Genomic DNA, 20,336 nt, shown 5'->3' on the forward strand with positions numbered 1-20,336 from the left:
TTCACTTTTCCTTTACCATTCTTTGCTGGTATTTTTCCCTGATTACTTCCTGAACTGGACGTCCTTGAATCTTACTGTCCAACCAAGAAATGATGTCCAAATATAGAAATGCCCGTTTTTCGTAAGGATGATTTTCATATTGGATCAGATTATCGCGAAGTTCAATGAATGCAGACTTTAACTGATAATCATAAATTCTATTCAGGTTACGAATAAAGTTCATCATTTCCTGTTGTACCAAATGCAGGTCCTGCATCTTGATCAGAAATCGGTATACATTTTTAATCTGCTGATCAAGTTTATCATCTAACCCTTCCTCATAACTGGCAATTAACTTCAAGATATGGGCAAAACACTGCAAATCTTCTCTCAGACCGTCACCTGTATGATAAATCACTTCATCCAAATGCTTGATTGCATTCAAATTGTCACCACTCCCAAAGTACAAACAGGCAATTTTATAGTGTAACACAATCACATGATGTACATCCAATTTTGACCTCAGTGCTTTCATCTCTTTCAATAAGGACGGAATCACAGCATTGACTCCTGCTGTAAAATCACCAATCAAAAAATGGTAGTTGATACTATTGGAATAATAATACAGAAAAGTCAAGATCCTACAATTCTCATCCATCTTAAAGTCATCATTTTCCAGACTCTCCTTAAACTGTTCAAAAACTAACATAAAGCGTTCATACTGCTGCAGGTAAAACAAAGTATCCAACAGGTAATGGTAAGCCTTAAGGTAATTTCCTGTGGCTACTTTTTTCATCTGAGGATGCTCCTGATACAAGCTCACCCACTTTTGGGCGGCTCGGTAACAAAGAGGAAAGTCTTGTAGAATATGATAAAACCAAACCTGAGCTTGATAGAGATATAGTTTCTCGTAAAAATTCAACTCCTGAAGATCATATTCAGGCATGTTTTTAAGATAATATGCCTCCACCAATTTTCGGTCAAATTCGTCTTTTACATGCCCCACCTTGAGATAAAGCCCATACAATTGCAAAGAAAGGTTACTCAAAGAATTCTTTTTCGACGCACTACTGATCAAGTGCTTAGCTTCATTGGCCAAAACCTCTGCCCGGTCCCGCATACTCCGCGTAATATGCTGTGACTCGATGACCTTTTCCAACTCAACGATTCTCAACATAATAGTATCCAAAAAGTACTTCTGCGCAATCCCTTTTGCCTTGTCCAACAGTTTCAAACTTTGGTTATACAAACCTTTGTTGTATAATATTCTTGCAAAATCGATCTGCTCATTTAATTGAAGCTCCACATTTTGATCTGCATAAATCACTCGGAGACTGACCAAGATTTGCTTGTACAAATGGGCTTTCATATTGGCCAACTGCTTCTTGCTCACCGGAGCTTTTTTTAACAACAACTGCTCATCATAAGTCTCCATTTTATCCAAGGTATCAAAGAGCTTGATGTACTTGGCATTTTCATTTGCTCCAAAGCGTTTTGCATAAAGCTTGAACCCCCTCTTCTCAGATGCCGTCAATGACTTGATTAAAATAAATACAGTATCTTTTTCACCGTTTGACTTCATACAATTTTTTAATATAATAGATTGATTTTCAGTTATTTAAATAAATAAAAATCAATTTGAACGTTGGACATATAAAGTTAAGTCAATTTACAATCAAACCATAAGATTTTACTTTAGATTTTAGATAAAACAGAAACATTATGGATAAACGACAAGTACTGATCTTTGACACTACCCTTAGGGACGGAGAGCAAGTCCCTGGCTGTAAGTTGAACACTCCTCAAAAAATTGAGATCGCCAGGCAGCTAGAACTCCTCGGTGTAGATGTTATCGAGGCAGGCTTTCCTATTTCCAGCCCAGGCGACTTCAAATCAGTTGTGGAGATTTCAAAAAGTGTTTCAGAGCCAATCATATGTGGACTATCTAGGGGCGTGCAGAAGGACATTGAAGTGGCAGCTGAAGCGCTTAAATATGCTAAAAGACCTCGAATCCACACGGGTATAGGCACCTCTGCTTCCCATATCAAATATAAATTCAAGAGTACTCCAGATCAAATTCTGGAAAGAGCAGTTGCGGCTGTCAAACATGCTAAATCTTTTGTGGAAGATGTGGAGTTTTATGCTGAAGATGCTGGACGAACTGACAATGAATATTTGGCAAGGGTTTGCGAAGCAGTCATCAAGGCTGGAGCTACTGTACTGAACATTCCAGACACTACCGGTTACTGTTTGCCAGATGAATATGGTGCCAAAATCAAATATTTGATGGACAATGTAAGAGGCATCGAGAATGTCATCATCTCTGCACATTGCCACAACGACCTTGGATTGGCTACTGCAAACTCTATCTCCGCAGTAATGAATGGTGCGAGACAAATCGAATGCACCATTAATGGTATCGGAGAAAGAGCCGGTAATACTTCCCTTGAAGAAGTGGCCATGATCATGAAACAGCATCCTCGCTTAGATGTATACAATAATATCAACTCCAAACTTTTGAACCCAGTGTCCAAATTGGTTTCAGAAAGAATGGGAATGTATGTGCAGCCTAATAAAGCCATTGTAGGATCCAATGCTTTTGCCCACTCTTCAGGAATCCACCAAGATGGTGTGATCAAAAACAGAGAAACTTATGAAATCATCGATCCAGCAGAAGTGGGAGTCAATGAATCCCTTATTGTCCTGACTGCAAGAAGTGGAAGGGCAGCCCTTGCTTACAGATCCCATAAGATCGGATATACCTTGACCAAACTTCAGTTAGACGAAGTTTACGAATTATTCTTGGAGTTTGCTGATAGAAAAAAAGAAATCACTGACGAAGACTTACATGAAATCATGAAAGTGGCTAATCTTTCAGGAAAAGTAGAAGCATAAACAATAAAATTGTTATCCATAAAAAAATCCACGGAACTTAGTTCCGTGGATTTTTTTATGCTCTATCTCAATTAATTGGTAAAGGCCTATCTTCTTCCTCCTGCCTTAGGCATTAAATTACCCAAAGCGCGTTGTGCCCCACCCATTTTGTTCATTTGCTTCATCAGCTTTCTCATATCAGAAAACTGCTTCATCAGGTTATTCACCTCCTGAATAGTTCTACCGCTCCCATTAGCAATACGCTTTCTTCTGCTTCCATCGATTACATCAGGATTCTCTCTTTCCAAAGGTGTCATACTTCTGATAATGGCTTCAATAGGTTTAAAGGAATCATCATCAATATCCAAACCTTTAATGGCTTTGCCCATACCAGGAATCATGCCCATCAAGTCTTTCAGGTTACCCATCTTTTTGATTTGCTCCAATTGGGAAAGGAAATCATCAAAGTTGAATTGGTTCTTACGGATCTTGGCATTGATTCTTTTGGCTTCATCCTCATCAAAAGACTGCTGCGCCCTTTCTACCAAAGAAACAACGTCTCCCATACCTAGGATACGCTGGGCCATACGGTCAGGATAGAAAACATCAAGGTTTTCCATCTTCTCACCTGTAGATATAAACTTGATCGGTTTATCTACAACGTGACGAATGGAAATGGCAGCACCACCACGGGTATCACCATCTAATTTGGTCAAAACAACACCATCGAAATTCAACCGCTCATCGAAAGTCTTTGCTGTATTCACCGCATCCTGACCCGTCATGGAATCTACCACAAAAAGGGTCTCGGCTGGCTTCAGATTTTCTTTCAATTCGGCAATTTCATTCATCATCTGCTCATCTACTGCCAGACGTCCAGCAGTATCGACAATGACCGTTTTCTTGCCATTTTTCTTGGCATATTCTATCGCTCTGGAAGCAATCTCCAAAGCATTTTTATTTTCAGGTTCAGCGTAAACCTCCACTCCTATCTGCTCACCCAAAGTCTTCAGCTGCTCAATGGCCGCAGGACGATAGATATCACAAGCTACCAAAAGCACTTGGCGACCCTGCTTCTTAAGATGAGTGGCCAACTTACCGGAGAAAGTCGTCTTACCAGACCCTTGCAGACCTGATATCAACACAATTCCAGGATCACCCTTCAGGTTAATATCTTCTTTGGAGCCTCCCATCAATTTGGTCAGCTCTTCTTGGGTAATTTTCACCAAGAGTTGCCCAGGAGAAACTGAGATCAATACATCCCTTCCCAAAGCTTCTTCCTTGATGGTGTCAGTAACTTCTTTGGCTACTTTATAGTTAACATCCGCATCTATCAGGGCCCTTCTAATCTCCTTGACCGTGGTGGCCACATTGATTTCAGTAATCTTCCCTGTACCTTTCAGGGTCTTAAATGCTCTATCTAGTTTAAAACTAAGATTATCAAACATGTGCTCTTTTCTTCTATTTACTGCAAAAATACAATAAATTAATTTTTATAGAAGGCTACGTGTATTTATCTCAAAATTTCTTTTCAATCAATCCTTAGTGAGAAGCAGAGTCAATTCCGGGCCTTTTAAATCGTTACAGCAGTTCAAAAACAAGGCTTAAAAACAAATTCTTCTACCGAAAGAAAGCTTTATTTACACTATAAAACCTATAAAATACCGTGATTACGGTATTTTATTTTAAAAAAAATACCCGTACATTAGAATTACTGTTTCACTTTTTCAATCATGAAAGTAAAAATATACTTTACTTTTTATTTTTAATCCTAAGAAGAAGGCCGCTGGATATTATCGGCGGCTTTTTCTATTTCGCCTCCACCACCAAGACCCAATCACTTCCTCTTCCAGCTGAGTGAGGAGCAAACAATTCTTCTTGACCTTCCATCAGTTCCTTGCTCTGAATCCTATTTCCATCTCTTGGATTAAACCAATACGTCTCAAAACTCTCCCCATTAAGTTTTGAAAAATCCATTTGAATTGACTTTCCATAAGGGGTGTAGACAACTGCCAACTTACCATCTTCCCTAATAGCAGCCATTTGATAGGATGCACCTTCAGGGTTTTCATTCATAATCAAGGATTGGTTTGGAACCAACTGATACCATTTGATCTTTTCAAAAAATGTTCTCATCATTCCCATCTGCATTGAACCAATATGGTGGAGAGCGGTTTGCCAATGGGTCCTCGCCATAGAAATTGGTGCTCTACCTTCTTCCCACATTTGCCAAATATTGTGATTTCCATAAGTGTGCCCTGCCGCCCCAGATAGCATACTCCAATATGCTGCCTGTCTAACATCAAAGTCATCAAACCAGCCTAACTCTGTTCCTTTCCAGTTTACTGGGTGTTCTTCATACCTAGGCTCTCCGTCAATGGTTGGTTTTAAGTTTTGTAAAGAAAGATTTTTTCTATTGAACTGATAATTGGCAGCATCTCTTGCCCCATGTCCAGACTGAAAAAGGTGAAGATCTATCCACTCAGCATCGGCAAAAAAATCTGAAGAATTGCCCCAACCTTGAGGGTGATAAGTGATCAACTGTTTCCCTTTGGCCACTTGATTAATCCCTTTGGCCAAAGCTTCGATTACCTGATAATGTGTTGGATTTTCTGGGTTTCTATCCCCTCCCAATATCCAGATCACTTGGTCATCTTTATACCTCTCTGCTAATGTTTTCCCAAATACTAAGGCATTCTCCTCATTAAAAATCTCTGGCCCTACTCCCCATTTCTTATTGAATTTATCCCCCCAAGTTGGCAATAAACCGACAAACATACCCAAGCTATTGGCTTTCCGGATCACAAAATCTACATGTTCAAAGTACGCTTCATTTAGATGGTTGGGGTCTTGGTTATCAAGGGGAAGTGCGCCGTAGGCATTTGGAACGGTCAAACCACCTAATTCAGCCAAAACCACCGCCTGGATTACTGTAAACCCTTTGGAAGCCCGATCCTCTAAGTAGAGAGTGACTTCTTCCCTGTTTAAGCGATGAAAGAGTTCCCAAGCGGTATCCCCTAACCAAAAAAAGGGTTTACCATCACGCTCAAGGTAATGATGGTTTTCACTTACTTTTAAGTTTTGGGCGAATAAAGAACAAATACTGATTATGGAACAAAGAATCCAGAAAAGGAAAAAGCGGAGCACTACCATAATTGTCTTACGATTAGTTTTAAAACCATCAAAAGTTAAGAAACTACTTTCATATCCCCATAGTATTCAAACAATTATAAGTATTTTGTATAAAATCCATAGATTTAGAAATAATCCAACAAACACTAACCCATGGACAAAAAAACCTGTATTGTGACCGGGGCTACTTCTGGAATAGGGCTAGGAATTGCGAAAGGGCTTGCCCAAAAGGGAGTAATCTTGATCCTGATTGCCCGAAATGCTACAAAAGGAGAAAAACTACTGAATCAGTTGCAATCAACCTACCCATCATCAGAAATTTACTTTTACGCCACTGACCTTTCTTCCCAAAAACAAATCAGAGTCACTTCAGAAAAAATTAGGCAGACTCACCCAACGATTGACGTCCTGATCAATAATGCAGGGGTCTGGACTTCAGAAGCTAGACTGACAGAAGATGGTATCGAAGAGCAATTTGCAGTCAATCATCTCGCTTATTTTCTTCTTACCCATTTACTCTACCCCCAACTTGCCAAGTCACAGGATGCCAGAATAATCTGCATGGGATCCAATTCACACCAATATGGTAAAATCAATTTTGAAAATCCCAACCTAACCGATGAATATCACGGACTGAAAGCTTATGGACAGTCAAAATTGGCCAACCTTTTATTTGTATTCGAACTGGAAAGAAGAAAGCCTGTCAATAACATCTCCACCTTCTGCGTTTCTCCAGGTTTGGTCAAAACAGATATTGGCGTAAAACACACCAATCCGTTTCATAGCATCATGTGGAAACTTAGACGGCTAACGGGAAAGTCACCGGGAAAAGCAGCGGAAACCCCTGTCTTTCTAGCCCTTGCAGATAAGGGCTTAGCACCAAGTGGTCTTTACTGGGAAAGCCAAAAACCTAAACCTTCCTCTAAATCTTCTCACTCAGTGGAGCAAGCATCAAAACTATGGGAGCTTAGTAAGCAGTTATGTAAAATCGATAAGTTTTTTGACTAGGTCTTATAAACCCTAAACAGCTTTTCTAACAGTGGCATTTTTATTGACCTAGGAAGCTTGCTGCCTACCCAAAAGAAAAATGCATTTAAATACCCAGGCACTATCACGGATTTGCCTTTCAGCATTCCATCAATGGCTATTTTGGCCACTTGACCTGGCATCATCAACAGTAACTTTGATCGTTTTCCATGGGCATTCATTCTGCCCAATCCATCTGCATTGGTTAAGACAGGCCCAGGACAAATCACACTGACAGACACCTTGGTTGGCTTTAATTCTTCTCTTAGGGCCAGTGAAAATGCATAAACAAAGTTTTTAGTCCCGGTATACACTGCTTTGTAAGGCAAAGGAAGCGTCGCCTCTATACTGCTCATATTCAAAATGTACGCTTTTGGCTGTTGTTGTAATAGTTTTAAGAAATGATAGGTGAGTTCTGTAAAAACGCGGTTGTTCAATGTTATCATATAATTGGCATCCTTGATTTCCATTTTACTAAAAGTCCCACTTTTGCCAATTCCTACATTGTTGATCAATACATTTATTGGAAAAGCATTTTCCATCACCCATTCAAAAACTTTTAATGGTGCCTGTTTTTTGGCCAAATCGATGCAAAAAACACGACTGTCAACCTCATACCATTGGCAAAGATCTTGCATCAATTGGTCCAGAGCCACTTGGTCATCGGACACTAAAAGCATATTCATTCCTTTGGAGGCACACTCACAAGCCATAGCCCTTCCAATACCCTTACAGGCTCCAGTGATCAGGGCATAATTGCCATTTATTTCTTTGGGTATACTTTGCCTTTCCAACCTTAAAACTCATTAGCAACACATTGGATAAAAGTCCTCTCACAAAAATAACACACTGACAATAAACCAAATAGTCCAACAGTCATTTAAAAGTAAAATAGTATAAAACACAAAATCTCTTATGTGGGATATGGAGGATTTTTCAGGATATCGTTATATTAAAGTAATTAAGCCAGTATTTGTTCAATCATTTCACTTAAAGCCATACAAAACCATGACACCTGAAGAATACATAGAAGAAAGAGTAGACTTTCAAATGGACTGGTACGAAAGAAAAGCCTTGCACAATAAGAACCTCTTTATCTGGAAAGAAGGACTAACCATTGTTTTTGCTGCACTGATTCCTTTTTTTGCAGGGTTGGATTCTGATGGCAAAATACTTCCTTTGACCATTGCTGTCCTTGGCGTATTGGTAACCGTGCTCACTGGTCTGGCTTCCATCCTCAAATTGGAAAAAAAATGGATCGAATATCGAACTACCGCCGAAATGCTAAAACACGAAAAATACCTTTTCTTAACCAATGCTGACCCTTATTCCGATCCCACATCAAGTTATCCGAATTTTGTCAGCAAGATTGAAAGTCTTATCAGCAAAGAAAACACCACTTGGAACAATTACATTAAAAATAACAATGTCACCCCTCCAACATCTCCCAAACCTTAAAGGGAAAATATGGATAGTATAACTTATTATTCGAGCTAATTTTATGATGCTCTAAAAGGCCAGAATCAAAGGATCGCCTTTTTCCGAGGTCAGTTCTATTCTGATGATATTCTCATTGTCATCGGTGATAAAAACGCCTGAATATTTGATATCCCCGCTTCCACGTTGGATGATAAATTCTATATTATATCCACTGAATTTGCCACTAAGGAGGTTTCCATCCAGATCAAACTGGTTTCCAAAATGCTGTTCGGTACCTGCGAAAATCCCGGATTCTACATTTTGGTTCTCTGAATCAGGCCTCAATTCTATAAAGTGATCTTCATCATTGATGTCAGGCCAAGTAGCGCTAAACAACGGAATAAAGACTACTGCCTCTACCCCACAACTCACATTAAGCCCTAAGAAAAGGACAAAAATGCCGATTCTGATAAAATTTGAAATTCTCATGGTTCAATTTTGTTTTCGTTGGTCATACTAACTCGTATTAAATCTGCTTCTTCAGTTGGGAAAGAAAGACACTCTCTTTCACTTCCAAAACACCAATCTTTCTATCCAATTCGTCGGTGATCTTCTCCGAATCCTTTAAGATTTCTTCCTTTTTACTCTTCTTTTCTTTTTTGCTGAGCCCTGAATAATCTATAATTTCCAACAGTACTTCATTTAAGCCCAAAATCTCTTGCTTATGGATGTCATTCATGATCATGTCATGAATACCCTGCAATTCACCCCCTAAATCTTCTCCCCACGTTTCTTTGAAATCAAGTATGTATGAGGGGCCTTTCTCATTGAGTTCTGTAAATACTTCATTATAGTCTCCAACGATCTTATGGATTTCGGACAGGTAGTCACTGTTGGTAAAGGCATATTGGGAAACCTGCTTAAAATGGCTGTTCACATCTTTTACTTTGACCAAATAGCTGGACAGCCAGGAAGAGATAAACTCATATTGCTCCCTTTTTATTTCAAGATTTTCCTTTTCATGAAGCATGGTCACTAGGTTTCGCATGGCTTCTTTGCGGCTTCTATTGTCATTGATAATACCTCGCTTGATCAGAATACTACCTTTTCTAAGAATGACTCCATCCAAATCCTGAAAAGTCACCGTCACCTCGTACTCACCACTTTGCACATCATCGAACACCTCTCCAAATACCACTGCGTCTGCGCTGACAGCCCGTAAACTATCCCTACTGGCTTCAGAAACGGTATTCATGGCAGATATTCGCCGTTCCATATCCCTATGGGCAATCACCCTATTATAATTGCGCCGTTCCAGCACCGTATATGTTCCATAACTAATCAGTTCTGTCTCAAAATCCTCTGTAAAAAGCGTCCCAATATCCTCCATCTCAGCATCACTCACTGCAAAGTCCCAGACATAAACCACCGAATCAGCCACATTGGAGGTTTTAGCCAAAGCTCCTTCTATCCCGATATCACAGATTACAAGACACAGCAAAATCCAATTTATCTTTTTCATTCCATCATGATTTTTGACTCAATCAATTGCACATGCTTAATTCCTCAATATCATTTTTGATTACACGGTCAACCTTACAAGTATCTGTTTTGCCTCTGAGTTCTATGCGGTGAGTTCCCTTTTTTTCTTTGACTTCCAGTTTGATAAAAATCAAGTTTCTCTCTAAAACAACACCAGGCCCTCCATCCACCCACACTTCCGCTTGACTCATCCTTGAAGGCACGACCAAGTTTACCTCAAAAGCTTTACGTTCACTTTCTTCAGGATGAATTTCATCTGACTTGACCATAGGCTTGTTTTGAGGCGTTTCACCTTCTTTTTCATCATTTACGGGTACTTCCCTAAGCAAACTGTCGGGAATCCCTAAATTCCCTCTTTCTACCATAGGCGCTTGGTTTCTTCCCAACCAAAGCCAAACTCCCAGACAAACAACGATCAAAGCGGCCAAAATCCCTCCTACATATTTGATTCCTGGCCTGACACTAAACTCTCCAAAATCAGCATCATGCTTCTCCTCTATTAAGCTGATGATCTGAGAAAAATCAGATTTTATATGCTTTTGGGTATTGAGGTAATTGATATCCTTTAAAATGCTTGTCAGCTTTGCAATATTATTTCTGATTGCTTGGTATAGGTTCAGGTCTTCAGTGATTCCCTGAATATTGCTGAGCTGCTCCAGTTTCCTAATCTTCTCATCCAATTGCTTGGATTTCACTTCCCAATATTTGACCAACTCCACCCTGTCTGCTGCATCCGAAATGTTGACCTCATCCAAAACGATCGGATAAATCCTTTCGTAGAATGATTTATTCTCAAAAATTTTCAACAACTCATACATGCAATATTCCGACTTAAAATAGTCGTTACTGATGATCAGTATTACATATTTCCCCTGCCCAATCTGATCCATAAAATCCTGGATCCTTCCCTTGTACTGTAATTCTGATTTGTCGCGCATAAAGCGTGCACCCCGCCTGGTCAACTCATCCTCCAAAGCATCGGCAATAGCTTCACTTTCCTTATTCCAAGCATAAGAAAGATAGATTTCCAGTTTTTCTCTGCCATTAGACATATTCAAAAGTTTACCAAATTCCCACTACCCTTTTTGGATATAAAATGAATTTTAAACAAAATGAAAAAAGTCATTTTGTAAACAAACAACACACCCTTCAAAAACAATCACAACCAACTCAAAAACAGACGATTATAACCAACAACCACTAACACACAATATAAAAAAATCACTCCAAATGCAGCTGAAATTCCACTGAAATTCACAATTGCCCTTATTTCTTGATTATGGGCACAAAAAAAGGAGCCAATGGCTCCTGTTTGTGTTTATGGTGTATCTAGCACTTTTCTTCCCTAAAAAGTCTTTCTCTTTAAAATCTCCGAAACTACTACGGCATCTCTCAAAGACTGAGGATCTTTCAGCATTCTTCTATATCGGTTATAACTGGCCGATTCCTCTGCCACATCTTCCACTTCTTTCAAAATTTGCTCATCAGAATTGATTTTCACCTGATCATCCAGCTTTACCAAGGATTTGCCTTTTTCCGTATGGTCTGCCTGATAGGTCCCTTCATAATATTGGATTTCAGGCTGTCTTCTTTTTGGTTCGGGAACTTTCTCCAATTTTTCATAGGATGGCTTTTCTACAGGCGGGTGATACTCATAGACCTCCTGCTGATTTGCCTCTTCCTCCTCAAGCTCCTCTTTTTGTTGTCCTTGGCGGATTTCCCTCAAAAGTTCTTCAAAAGTTGTAGGCTTTTTGCGAGGTTGCTCATCAGCAGGCAAGCCCTGCTCTCCAGTAGCTTCATCTCCCGTAGGCTTTTTCTTTTTGGTCAAAGCATTGAAAATAAAAAAAACTATCGTCAAAACGATATAAATCAAAGTTCCGTTATCCACCGATCAACTATTTTTGGTTAAGAGCAAGGTACAAAAAAAATCCAATCTCTACATAAGGAAAACTAGCTACAACTGCTTTCACTCAGAAATACAAAGAGTTATTCATTTCCTTAAAATTGCTTTCATCTTCTCAGACAAGAACAAGTAAACCTCTCCAAATTCCCTTATTGACTTTTTAAGCTGTCCTTGCCATGAAGTAACAACGATGTACACTTGCTTATTACCCTGATCTGATTAATTTTGTTTGTCTTAATCTATTTTATTGAGCATACATGCAGCTAACCAAGCTTGAGATCAGGGGTTTTAAAAGTTTTGGGGACAAGGTCACCATTCATTTTGACAAGGGCATTACAGGTATTGTAGGCCCCAATGGCTGTGGCAAGTCCAATGTAGTGGATTCGATCCGCTGGGTGCTGGGAGAACAAAAAACCAGAATGCTGCGCTCAGACAAAATGGAAAATGTGATTTTCAATGGTACCAAAAACAGAAAGCCCACCAATCTTGCTGAGGTTTCCCTTACTTTTGAAAACACCAAAAACCTCCTTCCTACGGAGTACACGCATGTGACCATCACCCGTCGGTATTACAGGTCTGGAGAAAGTGAGTATTTACTTAATGGAATTGCCTGTCGTCTTAAGGACATCAACAACCTCTTTATGGACACAGGAATCCAATCCAACAGCTATGCTATCATCGAACTGAAAATGATCGATGAGCTGCTCAATGATAAAAACAATTCAAGAAGAGACCTATTTGAAGAAGCTGCCGGTATTTCCAAGTTCAAGACGCGTAAAAAGGAAACCCTGAAAAAGCTAGAGGATACTGATGCCGACTTGGACCGTGTTGAGGATTTGCTCTATGAAATTGAAAAGAACCTCAAATCACTCGAAAAGCAAGCTAAGCAGGCCGCCAAGTATTTTGAGATCAAAAAATCTTATAAGGCTTCCAGTATTGCATTGGCTAAGATCAGTGTCAAAACGCATACCGATAATCTTATCGGAGCCAATGAAAGAATTACGGCTGAAAATGACCGAAAGCTTCAACTCAATAACCAAATCACAACCAAAGAGGCAGAATTGGAAAAAACCAAGTCTGATCTAATCCATAAAGAAAAACTGCTTTCTACTCGCCAGAAGACGCTCAACGAGCATGTCAATAAAATCAGGACGTTTGAAAGTGAGAAGAAAATAAAAAACGAAAGACTTCGCTTTTTGGAAGATCGCTCCATGAAATTGCGTGAGCAGATCGATCAGGACCGTAAATCCAATGACCGTGCGGGCTTCAGTATCCGTTCTTTGGAACAGGAAAAAGAAGTCGCAGAAAAGCTTTTAGCGGAAAAGGAACTAACGGTAGAAAACTTAAAGGCTGATTATGAAGAACAAAAATCTGCCCATGCCATTCTTCAGGAAAGACAAAAGGTCCTTAGTAAGGATTTCTCCTCCCGCAAGGATGCTATCTACCAACTAAGCAAAGACCTAGAGATCAAGCAAATTCAGCTTAGCTCCTTAAAACAGGAATTGGAAAAGACCGCTTCTGACGACAACAGCCAAGAGGCCAACCTTGCTGATTTTGAAGAAAAATTGGTTGTACTAAAGGATGAGTTGGATAGCAAAACAGATCAACTCTCCCAAATAAAGGCCAAAGAAGAAGATCAAAACCAAAAGATCGAAGAATCTAACCATACCATTGAACTGATCAGGGAAGAAGTTACCCAACTAGGAAGGAAATTGGATGCCAAATCCAATGAGTTCAACCTCACCAAGTCTTTGGTAGAAAATTTAGAAGGCTTTCCTGAAGCGATTAAGTTCCTAAAAAAGAATTCCAGTTGGGGTAAAGACACCCCTCTCCTTTCAGATATTCTAACGACCAGTGAAAACTATCGCGTCAGCATAGAAAACTACCTGGAAAGCTACATGAACTATTATGTGGTGGACACAGAGGCCCAGGCCATTGCTGCAGTAAACTTATTGAGTGATGCGGCCAGAGGAAAGGCCAATTTCTTTGTGTTGGAACATTTTGAAAGGTTCAAACCCTCACAGAACAAACTGTTCGCCAATGCTATTGCTGCAACGGAAATCATTGAATATGATGAAAAGTACAGTAAACTGATCAGCTACATCTTGGACGATGTCTACATTGTCCAAGGTGAAATCAAGGATATTCCGCACGATGATGACACCATTTTCATCACTGAAAGTGGCAAATACACTAAGCGTAAATTCAGTATTTCAGGTGGGTCCGTAGGACTTTTTGAAGGCAAGCGAATAGGTCGGGCCAAAAACCTGGAAAAGCTGGAAGTGGAAATCAAGGAACTGAACAAGAAAGTCAGCACCGCCCGCTCCAATTTGGATAGAAAGGTTAGTGACCTGATGAAGCTTAAAGAAGTTTCTTATAAAAAAGATATTGAAGGCCTCCAAGCAGAAATCAGTGAGGTCAACCAACAATATATCTCCATCAAAACCAAGAAGGAACAGTTGGCCGAAATGCTCTCTACCAATGCCAATAAGAGGGAAGATATTTTGGAAAAAATTGACAGTCTTTCGGAAGAAGTCAATGAAATTGGACCACAACTGGATGAACAAAAACAAGGTTTTGACGGTATGGAAGAAGAGCTCGAGATCATCAACGAGCAATTGCTTACCGAGGAAGAAAGTCTTGCCGTAAGGTCTAGCAATTACAACCAGGAAAACATCCAATACCACCAGCACCTTAACAAGGTCAACAGTTTGGAACAGGAAATTTCGTTCAAAAAAAGTGCTTTTGAGAACAGCAAAGAAAGAATCGAAAAGTCCCAATCCGAATTGAGCAATGTGGATCAGGAAATAAAAGGTCTTTTGGACAACAATGAGATCAAAGATGATGAATTGATCGAATTGTATACCGAGAAAGAGTCCATCGAATCAGGCGTGACGGAAGCAGAGAAAAACTACTATGCTTCCCGTGGCTATATCGATGAAATGGAAAAGGCCATTCGTGAGCTGCAAAAGCAAAAAGAGGGCATAGATGCCATCATCATGGAACTGCAGGAATCCCTCAATGAAGTCAAACTGAAACTCAGCAGTATGAAAGAAAGGCTGAGTGTGGAATTTGAAATTGATTTGGATGGCATGATGCAAGAAGACCCTGAAGTGGCCGAAGAGTATCAGAGCAAGGATGTTGAGGAAATTCGCGAGGAAGTTCAAAAAGCCAAGCAGCGATTGGAAAAGATTGGCCCCATCAACCCTATGGCCATGGAAGCCTATGATGAGATCAAAGAGCGCCATACCTTTATCACCACCCAAAAAGAAGATTTAGAGAAAGCCAAAAATTCTTTGGTAGATACCATCAAAGAAATTGATGCTGTGGCAAAGGAAACTTTCTTGACAGCCTTTGATCAGATCAAGACCAACTTTATCAAAGTATTCCGCTCACTGTTTACTGCAGAAGATGATTGTGACCTGAGGTTGACTGATCCAGACAATCCACTGGACAGCACCATTGAGATCATGGCCAAACCTAAAGGCAAGCGGCCATTAACGATCAACCAACTTTCAGGTGGAGAGAAGACCTTAACGGCCACTTCCCTACTCTTTTCGATTTACCTATTGAAGCCTGCACCATTCTGTATCTTTGATGAGGTGGATGCCCCACTGGATGATGCCAATATTGATAAGTTCAACCAGATCATCCAAAAGTTTTCCCATGAGTCCCAGTTTATTATCGTGACCCATAATAAGCGGACCATGGCCAGTACAGATATCATTTACGGTATTACCATGATCGAGGCCGGGGTTTCACGAGTAGTTCCAGTGGATTTGAGGGAACTGGAAGATATTATCGAGGATTAATTCATTTTATTTATAAGCTAAGGAGGATTTAAAATCCTCCTTTTATCTTCAAGGAATCCTATTTTTTAAAAGCATCCATTATCTCTTTTTACAAAATTTAACAAACAAAAACCTTTACGTAACCAACGACAAACCACGAACTTACTGCTTTAACATCTTTTATATTTTATTCACCAGTCCTTTTTCAGAAACTGTAGCTGAATTCTATTCAATGTTCATTTTTAAATTTTAAGCAATCTTATGAATTCAAAAAGTTATTTGATGGCCGTCATTCTCACACTTTGTTTTATTTTCGATGCAAGCTCCCTAACCATAGAGTCACTTAGCGAAACCGAAAAAGTAAAGCAGTTTGGGCTGGTCTGGGGACTGATGAAATATCACCATCCCCATGTGAGTAAAGGACAGTACGATTGGGACAAAGTATTTATAGACAAAATCAACGGACTGGAAGAAGTTAAAAGTCAAACAGAACTGAATATATTTTTACTTGATTTTGTAAACAGTGTAGACCCAGGCAAAATTAAAAGCTCAACAAACCTTAAAGGCTTTTTTACTAAAAACTATGATTATGACTGGATTGAAAAGTATACATCCTCTCCTGACCTGTATTCTCATTTGTCCAAACTAAGGGACAATACCAATATCAAAAGCCATTATATCACAGGACATATTTTCTCTTCAATTCCCACCTTTGATAATGAAAAAGGCTTTGACAATTTTAATTACACCTTTAAAAGCCATCGGCTTTTATCTCTCTTTAGCTTCTGGAATGTAATGCAATATTACTATGTCAATAAATACCTCATGGATGAAAATTGGGTGGAGATATTGGATGAATTCATCGTAAAATTCTCCGATTGTAAATCGAAATTTGACTATGAAAAAACCAAAGCTAATCTTTTTACACATTTAAATGATTCACATAGCTTTTACTATAGTAAAGAATTAAGTGATTCTTTATTGGCATATAAACCACCATTTGGTGTGAGTATAATTAATGACACTTTGGTAGTGACCTCAGTGGATAAAAATCTAATAAAGAGCAAAGATTTAATGCTTGGTGACCTAATTTTTGAGGTAAACCGAAAAAGTATTCAAGCTAGCTTAAACGAAAAAGTAAAGCCATTTCTTTCGTCCTCAAATGATACCTACTTAAAAAAATGGGCAAACTGGATGATTTTCAGCAATAACAAAAATCTGGAGCTGAGCATCAAGCGGGATGATCAAATCATAAAAACATCACTTAACCTGGACTATCCTAGTAGAACAAATGATCACTCCTTTCTCAAACCATCCGCTCCCACTGAAAAATGGAAAACCCTAGAAGACAATATTGGTTACCTGAACCTAAAAACTATTTCAAACGATGAACTGAAAACCGCATTCAAGGATTTTTCCGGCACAAAAGGAATCATCATTGATTTAAGAAATTATCCAAAAAACATCTCCCTCAATACACTTGCAAAATACCTATATCCAAAAAAGAAACGATTCATCAGCACCATTTCACCGATTCCCCACAGACCTTCCTTGGCCTATTTTGATAAAGTTCCGTTAAAAATCATTAAAGATCCTTTCATAGCAGGCTACCATAATTCCAAGTATTACAAGGGAAAAGTCATTTTATTGGTAAATAAAACCACAATGAGCCAAGCGGAATATATTGGCATGGCCATTCAGGCTTCACCAAATTGTACAACAGTTGGAGAAAACACCGCTGGAGCCCAAATGAATATCGCCTCGTTTACTTTACCAGATAAGTCAGCTATTAATTTCACAAGTTTGGGCGCTTTTTACCCTGATGGAACAGAGGCACAAAGAAAAGGCTTAAAAATAGATTATTATGTTGAAGAAACCACTTCCAATTTCTTGAAAGACCAATATATCCTGAAAGGTATAGAATTAATCAATTCACCCCATTAGACAATAGCTTTAGCTATGGAGGGTTTTATCCTCCATAACTAATTTGAATTTTCATTCGACTGATCCTCTCCTATAGGTTCTATCTTACCCAAATGGTATCTAAAAATAACAATAGATACTTACTTAAATTTCTGATTAAAACTGATTTGAAAATTTAAATATCAATGAATTGTTTTTTTGTGAGTAACAACATCTTATCTTAATAACAGCAAATAAAATTCAAGAACAACCAACTTTTACATGCACCTAAAAGTGGAAAATTTGACCAATACTCCAACTCGAAATCATTTGAGGATATGGATGTTTATTTATTTTATAATTACCATTTTAACGTTTTTGGTGATCTCCGATTTATTGACTGAAACCATTTTTCAAAATAAGAACATCCTACTAATTTTAAATTATTTCTGGGCCACTTGCAGCATCATTAAATTTTACCGAAACTACAAGAAACAAAAAAGATTCAGTCAAGAATAAAGAGAGTTGTAAACCCCAACTCGTCAAATCCCCTTTATTTTTTTATGTTCTCAATGGTTCAAATCGTCACTAAAAAACCAACAAACCCTGCTCTCTCAATATCTCCCAAACTTCCGATTCCACCAATTCTTCAAAATCGCCGACCTTGGCTTCATAATCTTCCCAAATTTCTTTAAGCATACTCAAAGGTTGGTCATAGGAAACCCTTCCAAGTAGGCTGGCCACCGATTCTGCAAATTCCTCTGGCAACTCCATAGCAAAATCTTCTTGCTTACCCGAAAAGACCAACTCTACAAAACCAGGTTCTTCCGAATTCTGTATATCAGGCTGCGCCCCGATCCAAACAATTCTATGATGCTTCTTATAGGTCAAGTCTGCTTCCTCTGTAATTTGCCTTTGGATATAGTTGTTAGGTATCGTTGTTACTGGAACTTTAAAACCAAACCATTCTTTCAAAGGTATATCAAAACCTACTCCATGCATATAATTGAAAAGAGACTTTCTTAGACCTTCAGAAAAGGTTCCATGATCCACCCCAATTGGATCCTCATAATCCACTTCATTATTGGCAAAAGGTGCTAAAGCTAAGTCAGTTCTATAAACGCCAAAAGCCTTTGGATCCAAGCCAACTGGGCTATGGGCAGTCATGGCAAAACGGTGCCAGAAACCTGATTGCAAAACACCTTCCTCAAAAAGCTGACGCACCATTTCCAAGGAATCTATGGTTTCCTGAGCAGTTTGGGTAGGATAACCATACATCAAATAAGCATGCACCATAATCCCCGCTTGTGTAAGATGATGGGTAACTTGCGCCACTTGCGCTACAGTTACTCCCTTTTTGATCAAGCCAAGCAATCGATCAGAAGCAACTTCCAACCCTCCTGAAATGGCAATACAGCCAGAAGCCCTCAACAATCGGCAAAGATCAGCAGTAAAATTACTTTCAAAACGGATATTGGTCCACCAAACGACCACAAGCCCCCTTCTCAATATCTCAAGAGCCAAATCCCGCATCAAAGCAGGTGGCGCCGCTTCATCTACAAAGTGGAAACCATTGGTTCCCGTTTGCTCCATAATTTTCTCTATTCTATCACAAAGGATAGCAGCAGTAATGGGTTCGTAGCGACCAATATAATCCAAGGAGATATCACAGAATGTACATTTCCCCCAATAACAGCCATGGGCCAGGGTCAACTTATTCCATCGGCCATCACTCCATAAGCGATGCATCGGATTGGCTACCTCAATCACCGAAAGATATTCACCCAAAGGCAAGTCACTATAATCAGGAGTTCCCACATCCCGCTGAGGTACATCTTTCTCTGTAGCCCCATTGATCATTTTCACCTCTCCTTCCAAACAAACAAATGTTCTCTTCAAAGCTTCCAAAGGCAGTTTCCCTTCCAAATGTTCCAACAACAAACGAACTGGCGCTTCTCCATCATCCAAGGTGATATAATCTACATAATCGAAAATTCGAGCATCTTTCAAACTTCTCAACTCTGTATTTGGGTAGCCTCCACCCATCCATACTTTAATGTTAGGATGATTTGCCTTTAGGTATTGACCACACTTCAATGCTCCATAAAGATTCCCTGGGAAAGGAACTGAAAAAGCTACCGACTCAGGCTGGTATTTTTTTATTTTTTCCTCCAACAACTCTAGCAACATAACGTCAATCAGACTCACTGGTTCCTGAAGAGCTTCCTCCATTTCATCAAAACTGCCAGCCGACATGCCCAAACTTTCCGCATAGCGACTAAAACCAAAATGAGGATCGATAGCTTCAGTAATCAAATCTCCCAAATCTTCTAGGTACAATGTCGCCAGATAACGTGCCTTGTCTCGCAAGCCCATACTGCCAAAAGCCCAGTCCACATCTCCCAATTGTTCAAAACGGCCAGCTTGGGGCAAAAAATTCCCCTCGGAAATATGATAAGCCAGGGTTGGGTTCTTATCCTGTAAAAAATCAATCACCGTATCTATAGTCTGCAAATAAGCGGCCTTCATCCTCAATATTCGATTTACATTGTCTGAATATTGAAACCCCTGCTCTTCCACTAATTCAAAAACCTGCTTGAGTCCTTCTTTTGAGAACAAGGCTAAAATCACTTCCAAGCCCAAATCCGCCTGATTTGAATCAATCTTCAACGTATTAAGGTAACCCTTAAGATAAGCCGTTGCTGGATAAGGAGTATTCAACTGGGTGAATGGAGGCGTAATGAAAAGAACTTTAGTAGCCACAATAT

The 20,336-nt window shown here is 39.4% G+C and carries 14 protein-coding genes; 5 read left to right on the top strand and 9 right to left on the bottom strand.

Annotated features, from left to right (window positions below):
* Window position 1: 1 nt before the first annotated feature.
* Entirely contained in the window at window positions 2-1,561 is a 1,560-nt protein-coding gene (locus tag JL001_RS20080) for a hypothetical protein (RefSeq protein ID WP_200979363.1), read from the bottom strand.
* 140 nt (window positions 1,562-1,701) lie between these two features.
* On the opposite strand from JL001_RS20080, the gene JL001_RS20085 reads away from it, so the two are divergent.
* The gene (locus tag JL001_RS20085) at window positions 1,702-2,874 is read left to right on the top strand and encodes a 2-isopropylmalate synthase (RefSeq protein WP_192011824.1); all 1,173 of its coding nucleotides are present in this window, start codon (window positions 1,702-1,704) and stop codon (window positions 2,872-2,874) included.
* A gap of 86 nt (window positions 2,875-2,960) precedes the next feature.
* Here JL001_RS20085 and ffh read toward each other — a convergent pair whose 3' ends face one another.
* A complete protein-coding gene (gene ffh, locus JL001_RS20090) occupies window positions 2,961-4,301 on the bottom strand; it encodes a signal recognition particle protein (RefSeq protein WP_192011825.1) in 1,341 nt (446 codons plus the stop codon).
* 361 nt (window positions 4,302-4,662) lie between these two features.
* Complete coding sequence (locus tag JL001_RS20095; RefSeq protein WP_200979365.1) at window positions 4,663-6,006, bottom strand: glycoside hydrolase family 140 protein; 1,344 nt, start codon at window positions 6,004-6,006, stop codon at window positions 4,663-4,665.
* A gap of 132 nt (window positions 6,007-6,138) precedes the next feature.
* Here JL001_RS20095 and JL001_RS20100 point away from each other — a divergent pair, with 132 nt between their 5' ends.
* A complete protein-coding gene (locus JL001_RS20100) occupies window positions 6,139-6,993 on the top strand; it encodes an SDR family NAD(P)-dependent oxidoreductase (RefSeq protein WP_200979367.1) in 855 nt (284 codons plus the stop codon).
* On the opposite strand, the gene JL001_RS20105 is transcribed toward JL001_RS20100, so the two are convergent.
* On the bottom strand, window positions 6,990-7,805 hold the full coding sequence (locus tag JL001_RS20105) for an SDR family oxidoreductase (protein ID WP_200979369.1): 816 nt from the start codon (window positions 7,803-7,805) through the stop codon (window positions 6,990-6,992). The genes JL001_RS20100 and JL001_RS20105 overlap by 4 nt on opposite strands.
* A gap of 214 nt (window positions 7,806-8,019) precedes the next feature.
* On the opposite strand from JL001_RS20105, the gene JL001_RS20110 reads away from it, so the two are divergent.
* Window positions 8,020-8,469: a DUF4231 domain-containing protein gene (locus JL001_RS20110; protein ID WP_236252913.1), complete on the top strand. Its 450-nt coding sequence runs from the start codon at window positions 8,020-8,022 to the stop codon at window positions 8,467-8,469.
* A gap of 51 nt (window positions 8,470-8,520) precedes the next feature.
* Here the strand turns inward: JL001_RS20110 and JL001_RS20115 are convergent, their stop codons facing one another.
* From JL001_RS20115 to JL001_RS20130, 4 genes are all read right to left on the bottom strand, one after another.
* Window positions 8,521-8,919 (bottom strand): hypothetical protein, encoded by a 399-nt coding sequence (locus JL001_RS20115; protein ID WP_200979373.1) that lies wholly within the window; start codon window positions 8,917-8,919, stop codon window positions 8,521-8,523.
* A 37-nt stretch (window positions 8,920-8,956) separates the two neighbouring features.
* Entirely contained in the window at window positions 8,957-9,952 is a 996-nt protein-coding gene (locus JL001_RS20120) for a hypothetical protein (protein WP_200979374.1), read from the bottom strand.
* Window positions 9,953-9,974: 22 nt separating this feature from the next.
* Entirely contained in the window at window positions 9,975-11,024 is a 1,050-nt protein-coding gene (locus JL001_RS20125; protein WP_200979376.1) for a toll/interleukin-1 receptor domain-containing protein, read from the bottom strand.
* Between the two features lie 293 nt (window positions 11,025-11,317).
* Window positions 11,318-11,860, bottom strand: coding sequence for a hypothetical protein (locus JL001_RS20130; protein WP_200979378.1), 543 nt, complete (start codon window positions 11,858-11,860; stop codon window positions 11,318-11,320).
* Between the two features lie 272 nt (window positions 11,861-12,132).
* Between JL001_RS20130 and smc the strand changes: the two genes are divergently transcribed.
* Together smc and JL001_RS20140 are read left to right on the top strand one after the other, a co-directional pair.
* Entirely contained in the window at window positions 12,133-15,687 is a 3,555-nt protein-coding gene (gene smc / locus JL001_RS20135; RefSeq protein WP_200979386.1) for a chromosome segregation protein SMC, read from the top strand.
* A 240-nt stretch (window positions 15,688-15,927) separates the two neighbouring features.
* Complete coding sequence (locus tag JL001_RS20140) at window positions 15,928-17,610, top strand: S41 family peptidase (RefSeq protein WP_200979388.1); 1,683 nt, start codon at window positions 15,928-15,930, stop codon at window positions 17,608-17,610.
* A 546-nt stretch (window positions 17,611-18,156) separates the two neighbouring features.
* Here the strand turns inward: JL001_RS20140 and JL001_RS20145 are convergent.
* Complete coding sequence (locus JL001_RS20145; protein WP_200979389.1) at window positions 18,157-20,331, bottom strand: radical SAM protein; 2,175 nt, start codon at window positions 20,329-20,331, stop codon at window positions 18,157-18,159.
* Window positions 20,332-20,336: the final 5 nt, after the last annotated feature.

The organism is Echinicola sp. 20G (assembly GCF_015533855.1).
GTDB lineage: Bacteria > Bacteroidota > Bacteroidia > Cytophagales > Cyclobacteriaceae > Echinicola.